This window comes from Microbacterium sp. 22303, assembly GCF_052045265.1.
Taxonomy (GTDB): Bacteria; Actinomycetota; Actinomycetes; order Actinomycetales; family Microbacteriaceae; genus Microbacterium.
Genome location: NZ_JBQEOQ010000006.1, coordinates 339,491 through 362,237, shown reverse-complemented (window position 1 = coordinate 362,237; position 22,747 = coordinate 339,491). Strand labels below are relative to the sequence as shown.

The window sequence follows — 22,747 nt, the reverse complement described above, 5'->3', positions numbered from 1 at the left end:
ACGGGGTGTATCGCGCGCGGCGCGATGTCAACCGTTCTCGGGAAAGGCCAGCGGAAGCCCGTGGGCCAGTCTGTTCAGCTCACTCGCGACGTGCTCGCCGAGACGTGCCAGCTCGGGGCCGGTGGAGCCCGCCATGTGTGGGGTCAGCAGGACGTTGGGCAGGTCGTAGAGCGCGTGATCAGGTGGCAGGACCTCGGGCGTTGTCACGTCCAGCATCGCATCGATGCGCCCCGTGCGGAGCTCGTCCACGAGCGCGTCCTGGTCGACGAGCAGTCCTCGCGCCGTGTTGATGAATGTCGCTCCGTCGCGCAGGGAACGCAGGAGCTTGCCCGTGATCATGCCTGCCGTGTCGACGGTGAGCGGAGCGTGCAGGCTGACGACATCGCTGGTCGCCATGATCTCTTCGAGAGATGCGAGACGGACGCCGAGCGCACGTGCGTCCTCCGCGACGACGTACGGATCATATAGCGCGACATCGAGTTCCAGGCCGAGCGCGTTCAGACGCTCCATCACCATGCGGCCGATACGGGATGCCCCGATGATACCCACGGTCTTGCCGCGGTTACCGGCGTCCAGGAAGTCCTGCTCCCGATCGATGAACTCCCGTCGCCGCTGGTAGAGCCGAGCCGATTGCAGTGCGCGCTTGTTCGCGAGCAGAATCAGCGCGGTTGTGAACTCCGCCACGGGCACAGCATTCGCGTGTCCTGCGTTCGAGAGCAGGATGCCTCGGTCTCGAGTGGTGGAGGGGAGCAAGCTGGCAGCGCGGCCACCCGCGAAGAGAATCGCCTTCACGTGGGGAGCAGCGTCAAGGTCCGCCTCGGTCAAACTCGGTGCGCCCCAACCCATGATGAGCACATCGCTTTGCAACAGCGCTCGGCGCGCGTGCTCATCGATCTGGGCAAGCGGGCGTCCGACGACATCTCTCGCGGCTGCGCTGCGCAGGCCCGATCTCTCGGTGCCGAACAGGTGGTCGGCGAGCGAGGGAGGGCTCATCAGCATCGTGTAGTCGAGGACAGTTGGAGCTGTAGCGACAGGGTCAGCGCCAGGGAACGTCGATCCCATGGGGGAGGCTCTCATCGGCTTCTCTTCTGCTTGTCGGACACCGCTTGCTGCGGCTGCGTTCGACGCGCCATCTCGCACACTGTTCATGCGTGCCCCAGATGGAACATCGCAGCGGAGTGGCCTGCCACATAACCGCTTGGCGCTTCGATCTGCGCGAGGACCTCGGCGGATGCGAGCTGGGGAACAGCGACTGGGCTCGAACGATGGTTGACGATGACTAGTCGATCGCCGAAGCGAGCGAACTCGACCCCCTTCTGAGGCGGGACCACGACGGAAGGTCCGAGCCCGATGAAAATTTCGACGGGCGTCTTCCGCAACAGCGGAAGAGGGTGCATCTCTCTGCGGCCGTATCGTGGTGGGACGATGGGCATCGTTTCGCGAGCGTACGCGTAACCGTATTCGAAGCCGATGGAGTAGACGATGCCGGCGCCGAAGCGTGTTCTGATCATCGCCGGGTCTCCAGACGCCATGTACGTCGCCACCGACTCCCCGGAGCGGAACGCGGTGTTCGACCATCCATGCGGGATAACGGGTTCGACCCAGTCGATGCAGTCGAATTCGACCTCGTGCTCCGTGACCTCGAAGACCTTGTGCGCGAGTTCGCAGTGCGGCCCATGGAGCAGCGTGCCGCCATCGCGGACGAAGGATCGGATGGCATCCTCCAACCCCGTGTTCTCGCCCACGTCGTACAGCGTGTTCGTGGAGATCGCCAGCACGGCGTACTCCGTCAGCGCGCCTTCGGTGATCTGATCGGGGTGGAGGACATCGACGTGCCAGCCGAGATCGGTGAGCTGCCGATGCCAGCCAAGCAGATCCATCCTGTGTCGGCCGCCCTCATCTACCTCGAGTGGCTCGAACAGGCTCATCTCCCTGGGGAAGAGCAGTGCCGCCTCTTTCGGACGTGGTTCCTCCAAGAGCGGGATCGTCTGCGAAGCCCAGTCCAGGCCCGTGCGTAGTGACGCACGGAAGACCTCATCCGCGCGGAAGAGCACCCCGCCGTCGTCGAGGCCGCTATAGCCGTATGCGTGCAGAGCTCCGGCGCCCGCGGCGACCTGGGTGCCGATGGCTTCGGCGGGTGGAACGACGTCGTAGACATCGACATTGACATGCCGGCCGAGATAGAGGCCTGCAGTGAAACGGCGGTGCGCGTTGGCCGTCCGCATGATCGACGCCTCGACGCTCAATGCGGACGCATCGGGGCGATTCTCGGCATTCAACGGGGCGCCGATGAACAGCACTCCGTCCACGTGCTTGGCGCAGCGGTACACGTCGAGTGCGCGCTGCCCGGTCTGCCAGTCCGGCTGGCCGGGTGGGTTGAAGAAGTAGCCCCATTGGTGCAGGACGGGCTCGGCGAAGATCGGCTGCGCAAGGGTGCGCCAGCGGTCCTTCATCGAGGCGAAGTAGTTCTCTGTCACTTCGGCGAGGTATGACTGGTTGTCTATCCAGCGGTGGAAGTCTGCGGTTCGCGCCGCGAAGTCAGCGGCTGTGGGGCGCGCGCAGCCGACCCAGTCGAGCGCGTCGGGGCGCAGCCAGTACTCATTGGGTGTAAGCGCATCGAACGCGGAGGCGCGTGTCTCGTACGCATGGTTGAGTTGGGCGATGTCGGCATACCGCGTTTGAAGCCAATCGAAGTAGTGGCGCCGACCCTCCGCGTCGAAGCTGGGCTTCGAGATGGGGTCGAACATGGTCTGCATCAGGATCCTGCCGTCGTCCTTGCGATGCATCCGATCGCCGTAGAGCCGCAACAGCCCCTGCACATGATCGACCATGCTGTCCTGCGCGCGAGGGGACCAGTACTTGTACGTGCCCATGGACGAGCCATCTGGACGCACCGCATCCTCGCCACGAACGGGAGGGACATCGCGGATGGTGGGGTAGAGGTTGTCGCCGCACAGGTACAGGGCTAGACAAGTCACATCAAGGCCGTTGAGTGCGGCCTCGCTCATCATCAGTTCCTGCATGGAGACGTATCGGCTCGCGTCTTCGCCTTGGTAGCGCGCGAAGAAGTCCTCCCAGGGCTTGGAATCGAGATTCACGCTCGTGAAGCCGAGCGCGGCGATATCCGCGATCCCTCGCCTGGTAGCGGACTCGTCGCTGTAGAAGGGCTCGAAGAAGTTGCCGAACCAGAGTCCGAGCATGGGCTGTGCTGGTGTCGTCATCGAAGTGCTCCGGTGGGAAGTGATTAGCGTTCTCGAGCATAGTTGTAACTAGTTACAAAGTCTATGCCGACAGTACGTGCTGTCCAGTAAAGCGTGGCCGCTATGCTCCTTTTGGCGGGTAGCTCGTTGGGAGGGCCGGGGCGCGGTATGTGTGGTCTCTTTCGGTTCGCGTGTATTCCCGTACCGTTCGACTGTCCGCGGCGGCCGGCCGTATGACTCCCGTTCGTCGCAACGCTGTCGCGGTGCTGGTCGCGGGATGCTTCTTCATGGAGAACCTCGACGGCACGATTGTCGTCACCGCAGCACCCATGATCGCTCGCGACCTGGGCGTCACCTCGGCGGCGGTTGCCGTCACCGTTACTGCGTTCCTTCTGACAGTCGCCGTGCTGATCCCGGCATCCGCCTGGCTTACCGACCGATTCGGTGTGCGTCGCGTGTTCACCGTGGCGATTGCCGTGTTCACGCTCGCAAGCCTGCTCTGCGCGCTGAGCGCGACCCTGCCGATGCTCGTAGGCATGCGCGTTCTGCAAGGCTTCGGAGGTGCGCTCATGGTGCCAGTAGGGCGGCTCGCCGTGCTACGGGTCACGCCGCGCGGCGGGATCATCCGGGCTATCGCCATCCTCGTCTGGCCGGGCCTCGTCGCTCCGGTGATCGCGCCGTTCCTCGGTGGGTTCTTGAGCACCTACCTGTCGTGGCACTGGATCTTTCTCATCAACGTTCCGCTCGGCGTGGTGGCGTTCGCCGTCGCCCTGCGGGTCGTCCGAGATGTGGAGCTGCCCGAATCGAGCCGTCTCGACGTCGTCGGGTTCGCGCTTGTCGCGATAGGCCTTGGGGTGCTCGTGTGGGGATCGAGCTTGGTCACCAGGGAGGGCGTTGACGTGCCCGGGACGCTCGTCGCAGTGTCGGTGGGGCTCGTCGTCACCGGCGTTGCGGTGTGGCATCTGTTGCGTACGGCCGCGCCGATCCTGGATCTGCGGGTGTTCCGCTTCGAGTCATTCCGTATCGCGAATGTCGGTGGGGCGGTCTACCGCGCCACGATCAGCGCCGTGCCGTTCCTGCTGCCGTTACTGTTCCACGACGCCTTCGGTTGGTCGGCCGTGAATGCCGGCACCGCCGTGCTGACCCTGTTCGTCGGAAACATCGGCATCAAGCCGGCCACCACGTGGATGCTGCACACCTTCGGGTTCCGCGCGGTGCTCGTCGCCTCGAATGCCGTCGGGATCCTGTGCATGGTGGCGATGGCCTTCCTTACCGCTGCAGTGCCGGTGCTGCTCATCGTCGTTGTGCTGGTCGGCAGCGGCGCTGCCCGCTCCACCGGCTTCACGGCATACTCCACCATCACGTTTGCCGACATCGACGACGACATGGCCGCGGCCAACACGCTCAACGCCACGCTGCAGCAGATCGCTGCCGGCTTCGGCGTGGCGGTCGGAGGCATGATGCTCGCCGTCGGATCCGCCCTTGGGCCTGGGCTCGTCCCATACCGGATCGCGTTCCTCGCGATCGCTGCGATCACCGTCTTCCCGCTTGTCGAGGCGTTGCTGCTGTCGAGCCACGCCGGGCGCCGGCTGACCCAGGGGTGATCGCAGCGGTCGTGCCCCTCGAACCTGAGCAGCTTCGTCGACCCCGGAGCAACAACGGTATCCGGGCCGCGCTACGAGTCCTGGTCACCGCCCGCGAGCACATGACGGCCGAGCGCACCGCGACCGTCAACGGGCTCACCCGGCCCTTTCCGCGTCGCTTGGGGCCGTGAGCTAGTCACGTGTCGAGGATCGAGCTCTCCCACGGGATCGTGTGGTTGTAGAGGTGGTTGTTGCGGGTGTCTTTCATCGCGCCGCGCAGGAACAGCGGGAGCAGGGCGTCGCGCATCAGGATGGCGAGCTTCGATGAGGTCACGGTCTTCTGCCGGCCGATCGCGCGGGAGTATGCCACGACCTCCTCGGCCCGGTGCTGGCGCAGCTGCTGGTACCGGGCGAACGCCTGCTGATGGTCCGGGTGGTCGCGCAGGCAGAGTGCGAGGGTCACGGCGTCCTCCAGGGCGAGCGAGGCGCCCTGGCCGGCGCTCGGCGAGGTGGCGTGCACGGCGTCGCCCACGGCGACGACGCGACCGCGATGCCAGTGCGGCACGTGGGGCAGCTCGTAGATGCCGTACGCACCGATGGCGCCGGTCGTGTGGTCGAGGATCTGCGGGACCGGGTACGGATCCCCCGCGTGCAGGCTTCGCAGCTCGTCGATCCACGTCGTGCTCGGCACCGCCCGCAACTCATCGCGGTCCCTCTCTGCCCTGGCGGGGTTCGCGAACCAGTACGCCGTGCCGTCGTCGCGCACGAGGTATCCGAAGAACCCTCGGGATCCGAACACCATGTGCTGTGTGAGCGGGGTCGGCGCGAGACCCTCGACGCGCGCGAATCCGCCGATGCTGAGCAGGCCGGCATACGTCGGATCCGGCGCGGTCGGGTCGATCCACCGCCGGGTCGGCGAGCCGACGCCGTCGCAGCCGATGAGGATGTCGCCGATGGCCCGGGTGCCGTCGGCGAAGTGCGCGGTGACGCCGGACGCCGTCTCCTCGATGCGGTCCAGTCTCGCGCCCCAGGTGAGCGGGATGCCCGCCTCCGCGGTCGCCTCGCGCAGCACGCTGTTCAGCCATTCCCGTCGCACCACGACGCTCCCGCGCTCCGGTTCGCCGGCGGGGCCGTTGGGCACGGTGCCGAGCATGCGCCCGCGCCCGCTGGACATCTCCATGTACGGGCAGAGGTGGCCGGCCTCGAGCAGGCGATTCTTCAGGCCGAGCGTGTCGAGCACGGCGAGCCCGTTGGTGGCGACGTTGAGGAACAGCCCGCCGAAGGCATCGGGCGCGGGGCGGGCCTCGAAGATCTCCGCCTCCCACCCGGCGCGTCGCAGGAAGAGGGCGGCGGCGGGTCCGGCGACTCCGCCGCCGATGATGATCGCCTTGGGCATCGGATCGGCCTTTCGATAGTCTTGAAGAGAGCAGAGAGTCTCGTTTCTAGAGTCTCTCGATATTAGAGAGATTATCAGATGGTCGAACCGTCCGCACGTCGTGCTGCCGCGATCGCCCGCCAGGGCGAGGCGATGCAGGAGTTCATGGCGCGCGCAGTGCTGTTCCAGGACGCCGTCGCCCGCTCGGTCGGCCTCAACAGCACCGACCTGCAGGCCGTGGGCCTGCTGCTGAGCAGCGGTCCCGCGACCCCCGGCGAATTGGCGGCACGCACCGGGCTCACCGCGGGCGGCGCGGTCACGGCGATGATCGACCGGCTCGAGCGCGCCGGCTACGTGCATCGCGCGCGCGACGAGGCCGACCGCCGCCGGGTGATCGTCACGGCGGATCCGGATCCGATCATGGCCGGTGTCGGACCTGTCTACGGCCCGGTGACGGAGCGGTGGAATGCCTACCTGGAGACGCTGAGCGACGAGCAGATCGAGTTCGCCGCGGAGTTGCTGACCCGGGCTGCCGAGGTGAACCGGGAAGAAATCGACGAACTCCGGCGGTGAATGCAGAACTGAGCCGCACGTCTGGTTGCTGTTGGCGAAGACGTTCTTGACGCGCACTCGTCACATGTATGCGATACGCAGATACCGAGTCCTGGAATCGGTACTGGAAAGGCAATCAACGAGTGGCATTAGGTGTGATGTCCAGGCAGGTTGTTGAGTCTGCTGATGGGGGTGGCTCCGAGGCTGAGGCCGCGACGTACGAGCTCGCCCCAGGCGTGCGCACCAGTGATCTCATCTTGGTCTCCGGACAGCTCAGTATCAGCCCGGACGGGACGACCCCCGCCGGCGGAGCCGCGTCGGTGTGGCCGACATCGGTGGAGATGGCGCCCTCATCGAGATCGGTGCCGTCGCCCGCGTCCGCGCCTAACACCGGAGCACGTGTCGCAAGCACGTGGCACCCGCCTTGGTCCTTTGTCACTGCCAAGCCAAGCCAACTCACCCGCCACAGGCGGGACACCTCAGCGACGTCGATGATCGATGGGCGCTACGCGGCGGCCGACGTCATCCGTCTGGTCTGTCCCGATGCGGCACAACCCCGGATCTGCGCTTCATGTTCGGATGAGCTAACGCGGGAACCTCGCAACCTGAGGAGTTTGGAAATGAGCAATCTGAAGTGGACGAATTGGGCCGGCACCGAGACCTGCCGGCCCGAGTCCATCGTCAAGGCGGTCTCGGTAGACCACGTGCGGGAGATCGTGACCGACGCCACGCAGCGAGGGGTTTCCGTCCGCCCGGTAGGCAGTGGTCACTCGTTCGCCCCCCTCGTACCGACCGACGGCATCGTTCTCGACATCTCGGCGCTGTCCGGCGTGCAGTCTGTGGACGACGGCGCCGCGTCCGCCCGGGTCTGGGCTGGCAGCCGGCTCGCGGACCTCGGTGAGCCGCTGTGGGATGCGGGCCTGACACTGCGTAATCAGGGCGCCATCGACGCGCAGACGATCGCCGGTGCGATCAGCACCTCGACGCACGGGTCTGGATTGCGGCTGCAAGCGATGTCGGCAGGCGTGATCGGTGCCGACGTCGTCACGGCGTCTGGTGCCCTGATCCGAATCGGTGCCGACGATCCCCGCCTGCCTGCGCTCCGGGCGTCGATGGGGACGCTGGGCGTCATCGTCAGCTTGGACCTTCAACTTGAGCGCGCGTTCAAGCTGAAGGAAACCCTTGCATTCTGGCCCTTCGCGGAGGTCGTCGACCGCTGGGACGAGATGAATCACGCCCATCGGCACTTCAGTTTCGTTCGCGGGCGCATGTACGACATGTCTGCAGAGCTGCCTCCGATCCCGGATGGCATGAAGGAACCGACCCTCGTCCGGATCTATGACGCCGTCGACGTGGATGCCGAGGACGATGCCACGCCCGCGGCGCGCCTGAACCGGCCGTACAAAATCTACCCCGACGTCTACACCGGGTCGTGGGAGGAGATCGAACCGCTCGTCCCGTACGACACGTCGATGGACACGATCCAAGACTGCCTGGAGCTCCTCCAGCACTACCCGAACGAGTACCCGATCGAGGCGCGGACCGTGGCGGGGGACGACACCTGGCTTTCTCCGATGTACGGGCGCGATTCGGTGGCGATCGATGTCTGCCGGGCCGTCGGGAAGGACAACACCCCGTTCTTCCGGGCGGTGGACGAAGTCGTGGGTCGCTACGGCGGGCGGCCGCACTGGGGGAAGCAGCCGTACTTCCGCGACACCGAGACGTACCGTGCCATGTACCCGCGATGGGATGACTTCGCGGAACTCCGTAGGCAGCTGGATCCGACGGGTACGTTCCTGAATGCCCAACTCCGGACCCTCTTCGAAGAGGAGCGTTCGCTCGCTGGCCGTGGATGACACGCGAGCCTCTGCTTGACCCGAAGGGTTGCGGTCGAGGGCGCCCCATTCCGGGGCGCCCTCGACCGTTTGCGTCCCCCGGGGCCTCAGTGTGTTGCGCGGGGCACGTGCCGCTGCTGGGATGTCTACGGGCGCGGCCTTGTCTCGATCTGGTACACCCTCACGGTCTCCAACCTCTCTTTACTGGCACCAGCGCTGCGGTGGCGATGCTGCCCCCGCATGGATGACTTCGAGCGCGAACCATCCCGAATGACAGGAATCAATGATGATGACAAACGCTACCCCCGTGGCGCCGGACTCCACCCGAGGGGCCGCCGCCGAACGCGAGAACCTGACCGGCAACATGCGCACGCTGTCCCTGGTGCTGAGCGTGCTGGCGTTCTCCGCCCCGCTCGTCACGGTCGCCGGATACCTGGTCTTCGTGATCGCACCAGTCGGTGAGTCCGCTCCCGTGGCATGGATCATCGCCACGGTGGTGCTTCTCATCTTCTCGGTGGGGTACACCACAATGACCCGTCACGTGCCGCGACCGGGCGCGTTCTACGCGTACATTTCGGCCGCGTTCGGCCGAACGCCCGGAGTCGGGGGCGCCTACCTCGCAACGCTCTCGTACATCCTGATCGCCGCCGGCCTCTACGTCTTCGCCGGCATCACGGTCACCGGACTGATCTCAGGTCTAGGCGGCCCCTCGACGCCGTGGTGGCTGTGGACACTCGTCGCGCTGATCGGCGTGAATTTCCTCGGCTACATGAACGTCGACCTCTCCGCTCGGGTGCTCGTGGTCGTGATGATGATCGAAGTACTGATCGTGGTCATCTTCGATGTCGTCGTCATGGTACGCGGCGGCGCGGAAGGGCTGTCCTTCGCCCCGATCAACGTCGCTTCGTTCATCAATCCCGGTGCGGGTGTTGCGCTTCTCATTGCCTTCGGCAACTTCCTCGGCTTCGAGGCGACGGCGCTCTACCGAGACGAGGTCCGCAACCCGAACAAGACGGTGCCTCGCGCGACCTACATCTCGGCCATCTTCATCGGGCTCCTCTATGCTGTGTCGGGTTACGCGCTCATCACCGCCTACGGATCGGGTGCGGTGGCCGCGGCCCAGAACAACCCGAGCGAGATGTTCGCACTGGCCATCAACAAGTTCGTTCTGCCGGGATCGTCGGCGTTCGTGAACATCGTCGTTGCCACGTCTGCGTTCGCGTCGCTCCTGGCCGTCCACAACGTGGCCTCGCGCTACATGTACAACCTGGGTGTGGATCGTGCGTTGCCGAGCTTCCTTGGCAAGGTGAACCCGCGACACAAGTCGCCGAGCCGGGCATCGATGGCGGTCGGCACCATCATCCTGATTCTGCTCGTCGCCGTCGCCGGCCCATTCGTCGTGGCCAACTCGGACCCATCGGTTCTCATTGGCGCCGGAAGTGGGGTCGGCTCGGCCGGCGTCCTCATCCTCATGGCGATCGTCAGCCTCGCGGTCATCGTATGGTTCGCGCGCACGGGTGTTCCCTCGAAGGAGAACGCCTGGAAGGTGTTCATCGCGCCTGCAATCGCGTTCCTGTCCCTCGCGGCGATGGTGACGTTCGGTCTGGTGCGGTTCGATCTACTCGTGGGTGGAACGCCCGGCGAGTTCACGTGGCTGATCGCGGTGCTGCTGGGTGTTTTCGCTGCAGGGTGCGCGGTGGCCCTGTACCTCCGTTCCAACAAGTCTGAGATCTACGCACTTCTCGGACGACGGGACCGCACGATCGACGAGGAGCGACTCGAGGCGGAGATCACCACTACTCCGTAGACGACCTCGAAGCGCTGGGCCGTCGACGGAGATCAGCGGTCCACAGTCAGCCCGCGGCATGTGCCGCGGGCTGACTGTGGCGTGAGGGCGAGAGATTCGGCCGCCGTGCGCGCACGTTGCTGCCGGGCGCCCGTCCGGAATTGGAACACCTTCGTCCTGACGCCGCTCTGTAGCGTCGTAGACATACGGTGACGATGGGGAATGCTTCGAGGAGTAGTCATGACAATCAGCGCAACGGCGGACGAGGTCGCCGTCGGCGGTCCGACAGAATCGGCGGATGGTGCGAGCACCCTCGCCGCCGCACGCGAGCAGCTCGCAGCTGCGGCCGCGCGGCTCGGCCTGGACGAGGGCATGCACGCGATGTTGTCCCGCGCACGCCGGGAAATGACCGTGACCGTGCCGCTTCGGCGGGACGACGGCTCCACGACCTGCTACGTCGGCCATCGCGTCCAGCACAATCTCTCCCGTGGCCCCGGAAAGGGCGGACTGCGCTTCAGCTCGGCCGTCACCCTCGACGAGGTGCGCGCCTTGGCCATGTGGATGACGTGGAAATGCGCCCTGGTCGACATCCCCTATGGTGGTGCCAAAGGCGGTGTGACGATCGACCCACAGCAGCACTCGGCCATGGAGATCGAACGGGTCACCCGTCGATACACCAGTGAGCTCGCCGAGTTCATCGGCCCCGAGCGCGACATCCCGGCTCCAGATATCGGGACCGACGAGCAGACCATGGCCTGGATGATGGACACGATGTCCGCCAACCGCGGGTACACGGTGCCGGGCTCCGTGACGGGCAAGCCGCTGCTCATCGGCGGCTCGCTCGGGCGCACCGATGCCACGTCGCTCGGCGTCGCCCAGATGGCACTCGCCGCACTGCAGCACGTTGGTCTTCGTTCCGGGCAGACGACGGCCGCTGTGCAGGGATACGGCAAGGTCGGGCGGGGCGCTGCGCGCTTCCTCGCGGAAGCGGGTGTCCGCGTCACTGCGGTGAGCGATCAGTTCGGCGGCGTGTCGAACCCTGGCGGCTTCGACTTCGATGCGCTTGACAGGCACGTCCGCGAGACCGGCACCGTCACCGGTTTCCGCGAGGGCGATCCGATCGGCAACGACGATGTCCTGCAGACGGAGGTGGATCTGCTTCTCCCCTGTGCGGTCGAAGGCGTGATCACCGCCGCCAACGCGGACCTCGTCCGGGCAAAGGCAGTCATCGAGGGGGCCAACGGCCCGACGACGCCGGCAGCGGACCGCATCCTCGATCATCGAGGCGTGCTGGTCGTCCCGGACATCCTCGCCAACGCCGGTGGAGTGATCGTCAGCTACTTCGAATGGGTGCAGGCCAATCAGGCGTACTGGTGGACCGAATCGGATGTGCGTGGGCGCCTTAGAGAGCGGATGGTCGCGGCGTGGGCAGACGTTGCGCGTACTGCCGCACAGGCGGGGTGCACCCTTCGGGAGGCTGCGATGTCTACCGCCGTGGGCCGGGTCGCCGAGGCTCACCGTGTCCGCGGACTATACCCCTGATCAACACTTGGGACGCCGGCCGGTCCTTCGACTACGGAGAAGGCGGGTGTCGTTGCCGTGAACGGGATCGAAAGGAGTACGCCATGATATGTCCTGTGTGTGGTCTCAGGCTGAGCACTCATTGCGACAAGCATGGTTGGCCGCCATCATTGGTGCTCAGCCAGCACTGGCGTGCGGGCGAGGGCTACAGAACGCCCGGCGTCGCAGCAGTCGCCCCAGCGCAGGCCGAACGGGCGATGGCCAGCTGAGTGGTGCGGGTTGCCAACTCACACTGGATGGCGCATGCCCGGCGCCAAAAGGATAACATCGTACCGAACGTTTGTTAGGTCGCTATTGAGGCTGGCCAAAGGGGGAGGAGGCGCTCGTGAGCACTGAGACGCGTACGAGGCGCGCTGCAGCGCGTCAGGTTCTTGTCGACCACCTGGCGAGTCAGGAGCACAACGGCTGGACCCCATCGCAGGCCAGGATCCTCGATGCGTTCCTCCGGCTTGCGATCACGAACGGATTCGACTCCGTCACGATGCGCATGATCGGCAGATCCGTTGGCATCAAGGCGCCGAGCATCTATGCGCACTTTCCCGGCGGCCGAGAAGAGATCGTCGCCGAGTCGCTGCGCTGGCATTTCCGTCAGTTCGGTCTGGCGCTCCTCGACGCAACGGGCGGCCGCCAGAGTCCCGACGAATTCTGGGAAAGCATGGTACGGCTGCATTTCGTGCGACAGAGCACGCTGCCCGAGAGCAATCTCTGGGATTTGTTGGTGCAGACCGATCGCATGGCGGCGATCTTCCCGCCCGACCTGCGTCACCGCGTCGCCATGTGGGTTGAGATCCACGAGGACATGTACGTTGCGGCGGCCGAGGATCTGGGATTCGAGGAACCACGCGAGGCTGTTCGCACCGTCATTGCGCTTCTCGAAGCGACGACGCGATGGGCGTCTGCGGGGTCATCGCTCGACGATGCTTCCACGCGCGCGATAGCCCTCTCGCGGCACCTCCTGAGCTTCAACGCTTAGGTCCCGGGGCCTCATCCTGGCGGGTCTGTGATGCGTACGGCTCGTCGGCACGGTCGATCGCGCCGCGACGGGCACTGTGCGAACAGCCGACGCGATTGCCTCCTTCCGCTCGGTGGCGCATTGCAGTAAGGTGAGGAGCCAACCTAACGTTCGTTAGGACTCACTGTCGAGATACTGCCGATGCGAAGCTCGTCGCCGAGCGCATCGGCGGAGAGCGAGGAATCATGAACGGGATACTCGGTGTGTATCACGAGGTAATTCGCGTGCGCGCACAGGTCGTTCGGGAGAATCCGGGCGAAGGCGGCACCTCAACAGGCGAACGGCAGGGCGGGTCCGGTGGACTCGGCCCCTGCGCGACAGTCTTGGAGTCGCATGGCGGTCGCCAGCTCATCGATTACGTCGGTTGAACCCGTTCCTGCGCTCGATGGCAGTGCTCCTTCGCCAGACCTTGCGGGACGGAATTGCGTCTCGATATGGGACAACGAGTCGAGAACAAGTCCTGCCTACACTGCTCCGGTAACGGATCGATTGGAGAACTCCCGATGGCGAAAGTCCTCATCGTCGGTGGAGGATATGCAGGCTTCTACGCGGCATGGAACCTCGAGAAGCGCCTCCGGAAGGGTGAGGCGGAGCTCACGCTGGTGGATCCACTGCCGTACATGACGTACCAGCCCTTCCTCCCAGAAGTCGCCGCCGGCTCCATCGAGGCGCGTCATGCGGTCGTGGGGCTGCGTCGTCATCTGAAGAAGACGAAGGTTATCGCCGCCAGGATCACGGCCATCGACCACGCCAACAGAGTCGCGACGGTGACGCCTCGTCAGGGTGAGTCGTGGGTCGAGGAGTATGACCACATCGTTGTCACGGCAGGGGCGGTCTCGCGAACCTTTCCCATCCCGGGGATCGCCGAGAACGCCATCGGTCTGAAGACGATCGAAGAGGCTGTCGCGATCCGCAACCGCCTGGTGTCCAACTTCGACAAAGCCGCCGCGATGCCCGCGGGCGAGCAGCGGGCCCGGCTGTTGACAGTCGTGGTGGTAGGTGGTGGATTCGCTGGGATCGAGGTGTTTGCTGAGCTGCGTTCACTGGCTTCGGCACTTGTTGCCAAATACCCGACCCTGACGCCGGAGGACACGCGTTTCCACCTCATCGAAGCGATGGGGCGCATCATGCCGGAGGTTTCGCAGGCGACTGGCGAATGGGTGCGGCGACGGCTGGCCGCTCGAGGCGCCCAGGTGCACCTCGACGCGCAGGTGAAGGATGCAGTGGGCGGTGACGTGGCCCTTTCGACCGGCGAGATCATTTCGAGCGATCTCATCGTCTGGACTGCGGGCGTGATGGCGAATCCCACGGTCGTGCGCGGAAGCGATCTGCCGCTCGACGAGCGCGGTCGTATCCAGACGCAACCCGACCTTCGCGTGTCTCGCGACGGAGACGTCGTCGATGGGGCGTGGGCTGCTGGAGACATTGCTGCCGTGCCTGACCTGTCCGGAGGCGGGGTGGGCGGACACTGCGTACCCAATGCGCAGCACGCGGTTCGGCAGGGAAAGCAACTCGCGAAGAATCTCACGACGGTGCTTCGTGGAGGCGAGCCTCAGAAGTACCTGCACAAGAACTTGGGCGCGGTCGCGGCGCTCGGTCTCTACGACGGAGTGTTCCAATCCGGGCGCATCGCAATCAAAGGCTTCCCGGCGTGGGTGGCGCATAGGGGATATCACGGCCTGGCGATGCCGTCGTGGGAGCGAAAACTGCGCGTGATCGGAGGGTGGTGGAACAACCTCTGGCTCGGCCGCGACTTCGTGGATCTGAGCGCTGTTCACGACCCGCGGCGAGCGTTCGAGGAGTTTGCTGCGCGCCCGCGCGAAACTGCGCCCGCGCCGGAGGCCCACAAGCCAGAAGCGGATGCGCGGCTCGATGTCGCTGCAGCACCGGCAACCGCCTAGCAGCGGACGATGCGGAACAGACTGACCCCGCGGTGCATCGGGCGGAGGAGATGCTTCCTCAACGCCATCCGCGGCCTGCACATCGAACAATGATGAGGATCAATTGACAAGCCAACTATCGACACGCACCCCGGCCTCTCCGGACACCACTGCGATCAACCGCCTGAGCGGGAACATGGGAACGGGGGAGCTCGTGATGAGCGTCCTGGCGTTCTCGTCGCCGCTGGCTACCGTCGCCGGAACGATGCCCGTTCTACTGATGTTCGGGGGAAGTACTGCGCCCGCGATCTACGTGATCCTCACGGTCATGCTGCTGATCTTCTCAGTGGGCTTCGTGGCGATGAGCAGGCACATCGACAACCCGGGTGGGTTCTACTCGTTCGTGACGGCCGGCCTCGGTAAGCCCGCTGGCCTCGGAGGAGCCTTCCTCGCGCTGGTTGGGTACTTGTTCATCGGATTCTTTGCCCCGAGCTTCTTTGCAGTGACAATGCAGAGCTTCGTCGCGGGGCTCAACGGCCCGGACATCCCCTGGTACTGGTACGCGCTGGGCATCATCGTCGTCACAACCGTGCTGGCGTATAGCCGAATCGATCTGTCGGCAAAGGTTCTGACGGTCATCATGGTTCTGGAGGTCGTCGTCATCGTCGTCTTCGACGTCGTGTCGTTCGCATCGAGCGGCGGCGAAGCGAAGAGCCTCTCGCTCGCGATGCCGGCGTTGAACGACCCCACGCTCGGGCTCGCGCTACTGTTCGCGGTGGGCAACTTCTTCGGTTTCGAGGCGACGGTGATCTACCGCCAAGAGGTCAAGGACCCCGATCGCACGATCCCGCGGGCGACCTACATCGCGGTCGTCGGCATCGGCATCTTCTACGCCGCCACCGCCTGGGCCTATGTGGCCTTCTTCGGCACCGACGGAGCACAGTCAGCCGCGCAGCACGACCCCGTCAACTTGTTCAACACCGCAGTGACCGCCCTGATCGGGAAGATCTTCGCGGACATCGTCGTCGTGCTGCTCATCACTTCGACCCTTGCGTGCATGCTGTCCATCCAGAACATCGCGGCGCGGTACGGCTTCTCCCTCGCCCGCGACCGAGCGCTGCCGCGCGCGCTTGGTCGCGTGCACCCGCGTCACAAGTCCCCGTACGTCGCCGCCATCGCGATCGGCGTGCTGTGGGCGGCAGGTTACGTGGTCTGTGCCCTGCTCGGCGTTCCGGCTCAGCTCATCTATCCGATCGCGAGCGGGAGCGGCACCTTCTCGATCCTCCTCCTGCTGTTCATCGCGAGCGTGGCCGTCCTGGTCTATTTCGTGCGAGAGCGCCGAGTGCGGAGGGAATCGGTGTGGAAGACGATCCTGGCGCCGGCGATCAGTTCGGTGTTCCTGGGGTTCGTGACGTACGTCGCCGTCACGAACTTCCCAGAGCTGATCGGAGGGTCCGGACTGTTGACAGTGATCTTCATGACGTTCACATTCGCGCTCTTCGTCGGCGGGGTCGGGTACGCCCTGTTCCTGCGGGCGAAGCGCCCCGATTCGTATGCGAGGCTCGGGCGCCAGCGCTTCTGATCGCGCCCCGTTCTCTTTCCAGGCACAGTGATGCGACAGATCATTCCCAACCTCCGCGATCAGCCGGGGCCGTTCTTCGGCGACTTCGGCGGGCGGTTCATGCCCGAATCGCTGATCGCGGCGATCGACGAGCTCACCGTGGCCTACCGCGCGGCGATCGCCGACCCCGCTTTCCAGTCCGAGCTCGCGACGCTGCTGCACTCCTACGCGGGGCGTCCGTCGCCGATCACGGAGGTGCCGCGGTTCGCCGAGCACGCGGGCGGCGCGCAGATCTTCCTCAAGCGCGAGGACCTGAACCACACAGGTTCGCACAAGATCAACAACGTGCTGGGTCAGGCGCTGCTGACCAAGCGGCTGGGCAAGACCCGGGTGATCGCGGAGACCGGGGCCGGTCAGCACGGCGTCGCCACCGCGACTGCGGCCGCACTGTTCGGCCTCGAGTGCACGATCTACATGGGCGAGGTCGACACCGAGCGTCAGGCGCTCAACGTGGCCCGGATGCGCCTGCTCGGCGCCGAGGTCGTGCCCGTCACCACGGGGTCGCGCACGCTCAAGGACGCGATCAACGACGCCTACCGCGACTGGGTGGCGTCCGTCGAGACCACGAACTACATCTTCGGCACGGCGGCGGGCCCGCACCCGTTCCCTGCGATGGTGCGCGACTTCCAGAAGATCATCAGCGAGGAGGCCCGTCAGCAGCTGCTCGACGAGGCCGGACGCCTGCCGGACGCGGTGCTCGCGTGCGTCGGCGGCGGATCCAACGCGATCGGCATGTTCGGCGCCTTCCTCGACGATTCCGGCGTGCGCCTGTACGGCGTCGAAGCCGCCGGCGACGGGGTCGATACCGATCGTCATTCCGCGGCCATCGAGCGCGGTCGGCCCGGCGTGCTGCACCGCGCCCGCACCTACGTGCTGCAGGACGAGGACGGGCAGACCACCGAGTCACACTCCATCTCGGCCGGGCTCGACTACCCCGGCGTCGGGCCGGAGCACGCCTGGCTGGCGGCGATCGGCCGCGCCGAGTACATCCCGGCCACCGACGACGAAGCGATGCAGGCGCTGCGCCTGCTGAGCCGCACCGAGGGCATCATCCCCGCCATCGAGTCCGCGCACGCTCTCGCCGGGGCGATCCGCATCGGCAAGGAACTCGGCCCCGACGCGATCCTCGCCGTGTGCCTCTCCGGCCGCGGCGACAAGGACATGGACACCGCGGCCCGCTACTTCGGGCTGTACGACGACGTAGATCAGGGGGGCGGGGAATGAGTCGTGTCGCCGACGCGCTGGATGCCGTCGAGGCCGAGGGGCGGGGTGCTTTCATCGGCTATCTGGTGCTCGGATACCCCGACCTGTACACCAGTGTCGAGGCAGCCATCACCCTCGCCGAGAACGGGGTCGACGTCCTCGAGCTCGGCCTGCCCTACTCCGACCCGGTGATGGACGGCTCAATCATCCAGGAGGCCACCCAGACCGCCCTCGCGAACGGGTTCCGTCTGAGTGATCTGTTCCCCGCGGTCAAGGAGATCGTCGAGCGCGCGGGGGTTCCCGTACTCGTGATGACCTACTGGAACCCCGTTGTCCAGTACGGCGTCGACCGCTACGCCGACGACCTCGCCGCGGCCGGCGGCGCCGGGCTCATCACGCCCGACATCACTCCGGATGCCGCCGCGGAGTGGATCGCCGCCTCCGAACGCGCCGGTCTCGATCGCGTTTTCCTTGCCGCCCCGACGTCCACCGACGATCGCATCGATCTGATCGTGCGCTCGAGCACTGGTTTCGTCTACACAGTGTCGACGATGGGCATCACGGGGGAGCGGGCCCAACTGGATGCCGCCGCCCGCACGCTCGTGGGGGGCCTGCGCGAGCACGGCTGCAAACGCGCTTGCGTCGGCGTCGGCATCTCGGCCGCCGGCCAGGTCGCCGGCGTGCTCGACTACGCCGACGGCGCGATTGTCGGCACCGCGCTGGTGCGCGCCCTGCGCGACGGCGGTTTGGAGGGCCTCGCGTCCACCGCACGGACCCTCGCCGCGGGCACCGTTCGCGCGCCATCGTCGCCGTTCTGATACTGAGCGGCGTCGAAACCGTCCTTGTATGGCTCTTTCCTACCTAACTAACGTGTGTTAGGCTCACCGCGACGCCGTGGTTACGCCCGAGACGCGGAGGTACTCGAGATGGCTCTTACTGCAATGCCGCTGTTGGCCCACGAGAGGGTCGATCATGCACGCGACCTGTTTGCTCACCGAGGAAGCGAGGACCTCTCGGGCATTCGCCCGATTGTCGCGCGCTCCTGGTACCGCTGCCGGGCGGCGGGCGTGGATCCTGAAGTTGAGAGGCCCGTTCTCGAGAGTGCCCGCGTCGATGAGTTCACGATGCAGGCGGCCGAGCAGCACCTGCGAAAGCTCGACGAGTTCGCAGCGGATCTCGGCGGCTATGTGAATCTCACCGGGCCCAATGGTGCACTTGTCCACCCCGCATTCCTACGCGACGACGATGGGTTTCCTGACGGCTACTCACTGCGCGAAGAGTACAGCGGCAGCAACGGTGAGGGCCTCGCCCTCGAGGAGGGGCGCTCGGTGTGGCTCGCGCCCGAGGAGCACTACCGCAAGGACATGCAGCGCAATTGGTGCTTCGCGGCCCTCATCCGAGATCCCTTCCACAACCGCGTTCGGGGGGTCATCGGCTTGACCCTCCCAGCGGATCGTGTCGGCCACGTCGAACCCTCGTCCACTCTGCTGATGCTGAACGGCGTCGCGTCTCGGATCGAGCGCGACATCGAAGAGAGGACGTCTTCGCGCGAACGGAGTCTGCTGCATGAATACCTGACCATCTCTCGTCGGCGCAGCAACTCCGCCGTCATCGCCATGGACGGCAAGAACCTGTTCATGAACAGCTACGCCGCGGCAGCAATGGATGGCGCGGACTTCACCGTCATCAGCAGCTACGTCAAGGAAGTCATGGCGAGCGGCGGTCGGATGCATCGCAAGATCGTGTTGCAATCCCTGGGCACTGCAACGCTCGAGGTTTCCGCCGTCACAGCCCCCGCCTCGGCTGTGGGCGCGGTGGCCGTGTTCCGGTCGCTCGAGAAGAACGAGGCTGTCCTTGCGGACACGCGACGCGAGTCCCGCACTGAAACCATGTCCGACACGCTGGACGAGGGGCCGCTGCGGGCTATCCACGGTGTCAGTGCCGAGTTCCGGGCCACCCGCGATCTCGCTGCGGCCGCCATCGCGCAGTTGCGTTCTGCGACGATCATCGGCGAACGGGGGTCCGGCCGACGGCGCATTGCGGATGCGATCGCGGCAGCGCACGGCCGCGCTTCCGTGTACGACGCCGCGGACAGGTCCAACGGCGCGGCCCGCCTCGTGGACTTCCTCGCTGACCTCGATGACACTGCAGCGCCGGTGATCATCGAGCACGCGGACGAGCTGGCGATGCTCGACGCAACGCAGGCCCGCGATCACTTGCTGATGAACCCCGGGCTCTGCGTGATCCTCACCGTCAGCCGCCCGACGGACGCCACCCAGATGATCGGCGAAGCAACTGATTCGCTCGAGATCCCGACGACGCCACTTCGCAGCCGCCGCGAGGACATCCCCGTCCTCGCCCGCACGATCGTCGCCGAGATGAGTGAGCGAGTCCTGTCTCGAAATCTCGTCACCGTGCTCACCAATGCGGACTGGCCCAGGAACGTCGATCAGCTGCGAGCGGCCCTCGCCGAAGCGGTCCTCCGCGGAACCGGCCGCGAGATCACGGTCGACGACCTTCCGCGCGGGTTCCAGCGGATCGAGACAGGGGCTCGACTCTCCCGTCTGGAGGACGCCGAGCTCAGCGAAATGCGCATCGCCCTCCGTGAAGCGAACGGCAACCGCCGTCTTGCGGCCGAGATGCTCGAGATCGGCCGTTCCACCCTCTACCGCCGCATGGACTATTTCCGTGCACGGGGGTTCGACCTTTAGATTTCCAAGCCGCCTCGCCCGGCGGCGCGAGGTTTACCGATGTGTGTCGATCTGGCACGCACAGCCGGGTCCTTGGGCCCCTGTAATTGAAAGAGAATTCGGTCCAATCCGCGCGCACGCGAGGACACAAGAAAGAGATGGCAGGAGAAAGATGAACCGTGATGATCGGGGAACCATCCTGGTGGCGCCCCACCACTTCCCGGGTCTGGAGCGCGAGCACTCCCTTGCGGAGTCGCTCGGCTTCCAACTCGTGGTCGCGGCCGACGTGGACGAGTTCCGGCGTGAGCTTCCGGAGGCGGAGATCGTCATGGTGACGCCCTACGCCCGCCTCACGGCTGATGACTTCCCCAACATGGGCAAGTGCCGCGCCGTGGTGCGCTACGGCATCGGTTACGACAACATCGACGTCGACGCTGCCACGCGCGCCGGGATCCCGGTTTCGATCGTCCCGGGAACGGCATCCGAGGAGGTGGCATCCCACGCGTTCGCGATGGGCCTGTCGCTCGCACGCCGACTACCCGCCGGAGACGCGGCCATCCGCAACCTCGGTTGGAACGGCGTCATCGGATTCGACACGCCGGTTCTTTCGCAGCTTCAGGTCGGCGTGGTCGGCATGGGGCGGATCGGCCAGCACGTCGCGCGGATGTACTCCAGCGTCGGTGCCAAAGTCCGGGGCTACGACCCGTTCGTCACGGAGAGCTTCGTCGAGCTCACGGACCTCGCTGACATCCTCGAGAACTCGGATGTCGTCTCGCTGCACCTTCCGCTGACCAGCGAGACGCATCATCTCGTCTCGGCCGACGTGCTGGCGCGGATGCGCCGCGGTGCTGTTGTCGTGAACGTCTCGCGCGGCGGTCTCATCGATGAGACGGCTCTCGCGGAGGCGCTGACCTCCGGCCACATCGCCGGCGCCGGAATCGACACGTTCGCCGAAGAGCCGCTCGCCGCGGACCACCCCATCCGGACCGCGCCGAACACCATCCTTACCCCGCACATCGCGTGGCGCTCGGACCGGTCGACGGATGCCCTGCAGGACGGAGCGGTCGAACGCGTCCGTCTGGCGCTCACCGGCCAGCCCATGCTCGACCTCGTCAACTGAAGCGGAGAAGAACACCATGTCGACCACGAACCTCGGCGGCCTCGCCTCCGCTCAGACAGTGACCGAAGATCCCCACCTGCGTCGGGGCTCGCGCGGCTTCCCGCTCCTCCCGGGTGGGTACGGCCGCTCGACCTACTACACCGGTGCGCCCAGCCCCTACGCCGTCCGTGGCGACGGATACCGAGTCTGGGACGACCGCGGGCGCGAACTCATCGATGCGAACAACAACTTCACGTCGCTGATCCACGGCAACGCACACCCCGAGATCGTCGAGGCCGCCACCAAGGCGCTGTCCGAGGGGTCGAGCTGGGGAATCCCGAACCTGTACGAATGGGAGCTTGCGGATCTGCTCGTTTCGCGCCTGCCTGCCCTCGACCAGGTGCGATTCACGAACTCCGGCACCGAAGCGGTGATGTCGGCCATACGTATCGCTCGGGCCGCGACCGGCCGGGACAAGGTCATCGTCACCAAAGGCGGCTACCACGGCACGTCCGAGGTCGCCCTCGTGCCAGGCGGCCCGAGTTACACGCGCGGCGTGCCCCAAGGAGTCATCGACGACGTCACCGCCGTCCCACTGAACGACACCGACTTCCTCCGGCAGGCCATCGAGTCGGCACCGGACGCCTACGCAGCCATCATCCTGGACCTCCTGCCCAACCGGGCCGGCCTGCTCCGGATCACGGAGGACTTTGTCCGGGCGGCGCGGGAACTCGCGACCCGACACGGGGTCGTCCTCATCATCGACGAAGTGATCAGTCTGCGTCTGGGATACAACGGCTTCAGCGGCGCCTACGGCGTCGAGCCCGATCTGCTCACCACGGGCAAGCTGATCGGCGGTGGCTTCCCGGTCGGAGCCGTGGTCGGTCTCGGCGATCTCATGGCGGAGGTCGACCCCACCCGCAAGGGCAGCCTGCCGCACGGCGGCACCTTCTCGGGCAACCCGGTGAGCATGGCCGCAGGCGCCGTCGCGCTCCGGCTCTACGGCCCCGACCAGGTGGAACGACTGACCCGCCTGGGCGACACGGCCCGCGAGGCGGCGAACGCCCGCGTCGCCGACGCCGGTTGGGAGATTCGCGGAAGCGGGTCGCTCCTGCGCGCGGTTCCCCGCGGCGCCGAGAAGGTCGACGAGCAGACGCAGCACGAGCTGTGGTGGGCGTCGTATGACCGCGGGCTGCTCGGCTCGCCCGCGAATCTGCTGTCCCTGTCGACTCCGATGGACGACACCGTCGTCAACGACCTCACCGAACGTCTCGTGGACGCGGTGCTGGCCGTTGCCGCGTCGTCCCGGTCCTGACCGCAGAAGGAGGAG

The 22,747-nt window shown here is 66.0% G+C and carries 16 protein-coding genes and 1 pseudogene; 14 read left to right on the top strand and 3 right to left on the bottom strand.

Features of this window, described 5'->3' with window-relative positions; genetic code table 11:
• Positions 1-27: 27 nt before the first annotated feature.
• Positions 28-684: an NAD(P)-dependent oxidoreductase gene (locus ACTJI8_RS17580; protein WP_440734716.1), complete on the bottom strand. Its 657-nt coding sequence runs from the start codon at positions 682-684 to the stop codon at positions 28-30.
• 461 nt (positions 685-1,145) lie between these two features.
• Positions 1,146-3,221 carry a hypothetical protein gene (locus ACTJI8_RS17575; protein ID WP_440734715.1) on the bottom strand — a complete coding sequence of 692 codons (2,076 nt, stop codon included), beginning with the start codon at positions 3,219-3,221 and terminating at the stop codon, positions 1,146-1,148.
• 212 nt (positions 3,222-3,433) lie between these two features.
• Here ACTJI8_RS17575 and ACTJI8_RS17570 point away from each other — a divergent pair, with 212 nt between their 5' ends.
• Both ACTJI8_RS17570 and ACTJI8_RS17565 read left to right on the top strand, forming a co-directional pair.
• Entirely contained in the window at positions 3,434-4,804 is a 1,371-nt protein-coding gene (locus ACTJI8_RS17570; protein ID WP_440734714.1) for an MFS transporter, read from the top strand.
• Positions 4,801-4,944: pseudogene (locus tag ACTJI8_RS17565) on the top strand (IS110 family transposase); the annotation flags it as partial. The gene ACTJI8_RS17570 and the pseudogene ACTJI8_RS17565, both read left to right, overlap by 4 nt.
• A 35-nt stretch (positions 4,945-4,979) precedes the next feature.
• Here the strand turns inward: ACTJI8_RS17565 and ACTJI8_RS17560 are convergent.
• Positions 4,980-6,179, bottom strand: a complete 1,200-nt coding sequence (locus ACTJI8_RS17560; protein WP_440734713.1) for an FAD-dependent monooxygenase — start codon at positions 6,177-6,179, stop codon at positions 4,980-4,982.
• 78 nt (positions 6,180-6,257) lie between these two features.
• On the opposite strand from ACTJI8_RS17560, the gene ACTJI8_RS17555 reads away from it, so the two are divergent.
• From ACTJI8_RS17555 to ACTJI8_RS17500, 12 genes are all read left to right on the top strand, one after another.
• Positions 6,258-6,731 (top strand): MarR family winged helix-turn-helix transcriptional regulator, encoded by a 474-nt coding sequence (locus ACTJI8_RS17555; RefSeq protein WP_440734712.1) that lies wholly within the window; start codon positions 6,258-6,260, stop codon positions 6,729-6,731.
• 599 nt (positions 6,732-7,330) lie between these two features.
• The gene (locus ACTJI8_RS17550; protein WP_440734711.1) at positions 7,331-8,566 is read left to right on the top strand and encodes a D-arabinono-1,4-lactone oxidase; all 1,236 of its coding nucleotides are present in this window, start codon (positions 7,331-7,333) and stop codon (positions 8,564-8,566) included.
• Between the two features lie 265 nt (positions 8,567-8,831).
• Entirely contained in the window at positions 8,832-10,352 is a 1,521-nt protein-coding gene (locus ACTJI8_RS17545) for an APC family permease (protein ID WP_440734710.1), read from the top strand.
• Between the two features lie 219 nt (positions 10,353-10,571).
• Entirely contained in the window at positions 10,572-11,873 is a 1,302-nt protein-coding gene (locus tag ACTJI8_RS17540) for a Glu/Leu/Phe/Val family dehydrogenase (RefSeq protein ID WP_440734709.1), read from the top strand.
• A 364-nt stretch (positions 11,874-12,237) separates the two neighbouring features.
• The gene (locus tag ACTJI8_RS17535; protein WP_440734708.1) at positions 12,238-12,885 is read left to right on the top strand and encodes a TetR/AcrR family transcriptional regulator; all 648 of its coding nucleotides are present in this window, start codon (positions 12,238-12,240) and stop codon (positions 12,883-12,885) included.
• A 542-nt stretch (positions 12,886-13,427) separates the two neighbouring features.
• Positions 13,428-14,825, top strand: coding sequence for an NAD(P)/FAD-dependent oxidoreductase (locus ACTJI8_RS17530; protein ID WP_440734707.1), 1,398 nt, complete (start codon positions 13,428-13,430; stop codon positions 14,823-14,825).
• Between the two features lie 196 nt (positions 14,826-15,021).
• Positions 15,022-16,386 (top strand): APC family permease, encoded by a 1,365-nt coding sequence (locus ACTJI8_RS17525; RefSeq protein WP_440734706.1) that lies wholly within the window; start codon positions 15,022-15,024, stop codon positions 16,384-16,386.
• Positions 16,387-16,416: 30 nt separating this feature from the next.
• Complete coding sequence (trpB, locus tag ACTJI8_RS17520) at positions 16,417-17,649, top strand: tryptophan synthase subunit beta (protein WP_440734705.1); 1,233 nt, start codon at positions 16,417-16,419, stop codon at positions 17,647-17,649.
• Positions 17,646-18,446 carry a tryptophan synthase subunit alpha gene (gene trpA, locus ACTJI8_RS17515; RefSeq protein WP_440734704.1) on the top strand — a complete coding sequence of 267 codons (801 nt, stop codon included), beginning with the start codon at positions 17,646-17,648 and terminating at the stop codon, positions 18,444-18,446. The genes trpB and trpA overlap by 4 nt, the downstream gene beginning before the upstream one ends.
• A gap of 108 nt (positions 18,447-18,554) precedes the next feature.
• Positions 18,555-20,339 (top strand): helix-turn-helix domain-containing protein, encoded by a 1,785-nt coding sequence (locus tag ACTJI8_RS17510; RefSeq protein WP_440734703.1) that lies wholly within the window; start codon positions 18,555-18,557, stop codon positions 20,337-20,339.
• 151 nt (positions 20,340-20,490) lie between these two features.
• A complete protein-coding gene (locus ACTJI8_RS17505; RefSeq protein WP_440734702.1) occupies positions 20,491-21,438 on the top strand; it encodes a C-terminal binding protein in 948 nt (315 codons plus the stop codon).
• A 16-nt stretch (positions 21,439-21,454) separates the two neighbouring features.
• The gene (locus ACTJI8_RS17500) at positions 21,455-22,732 is read left to right on the top strand and encodes an aspartate aminotransferase family protein (protein WP_440734701.1); all 1,278 of its coding nucleotides are present in this window, start codon (positions 21,455-21,457) and stop codon (positions 22,730-22,732) included.
• Positions 22,733-22,747 lie beyond the last annotated feature (15 nt).

Coding starts and splice junctions, on each gene's coding strand:
- ACTJI8_RS17575 (WP_440734715.1), bottom strand. CDS start 3,221: ATGACGACACCAGCACAGCCCATGCTCGGACTCTGGTTCGGCAACTTC.
- ACTJI8_RS17555 (WP_440734712.1), top strand. CDS start 6,258: ATGGTCGAACCGTCCGCACGTCGTGCTGCCGCGATCGCCCGCCAGGGC.
- ACTJI8_RS17545 (WP_440734710.1), top strand. CDS start 8,832: ATGATGACAAACGCTACCCCCGTGGCGCCGGACTCCACCCGAGGGGCC.
- ACTJI8_RS17510 (WP_440734703.1), top strand. CDS start 18,555: ATGGCTCTTACTGCAATGCCGCTGTTGGCCCACGAGAGGGTCGATCAT.
- ACTJI8_RS17540 (WP_440734709.1), top strand. CDS start 10,572: ATGACAATCAGCGCAACGGCGGACGAGGTCGCCGTCGGCGGTCCGACA.
- ACTJI8_RS17500 (WP_440734701.1), top strand. CDS start 21,455: ATGTCGACCACGAACCTCGGCGGCCTCGCCTCCGCTCAGACAGTGACC.
- ACTJI8_RS17570 (WP_440734714.1), top strand. CDS start 3,434: ATGACTCCCGTTCGTCGCAACGCTGTCGCGGTGCTGGTCGCGGGATGC.
- ACTJI8_RS17505 (WP_440734702.1), top strand. CDS start 20,491: ATGAACCGTGATGATCGGGGAACCATCCTGGTGGCGCCCCACCACTTC.
- ACTJI8_RS17550 (WP_440734711.1), top strand. CDS start 7,331: ATGAGCAATCTGAAGTGGACGAATTGGGCCGGCACCGAGACCTGCCGG.
- trpB (WP_440734705.1), top strand. CDS start 16,417: ATGCGACAGATCATTCCCAACCTCCGCGATCAGCCGGGGCCGTTCTTC.
- ACTJI8_RS17525 (WP_440734706.1), top strand. CDS start 15,022: ATGAGCGTCCTGGCGTTCTCGTCGCCGCTGGCTACCGTCGCCGGAACG.
- ACTJI8_RS17530 (WP_440734707.1), top strand. CDS start 13,428: ATGGCGAAAGTCCTCATCGTCGGTGGAGGATATGCAGGCTTCTACGCG.
- trpA (WP_440734704.1), top strand. CDS start 17,646: ATGAGTCGTGTCGCCGACGCGCTGGATGCCGTCGAGGCCGAGGGGCGG.
- ACTJI8_RS17560 (WP_440734713.1), bottom strand. CDS start 6,179: ATGCCCAAGGCGATCATCATCGGCGGCGGAGTCGCCGGACCCGCCGCC.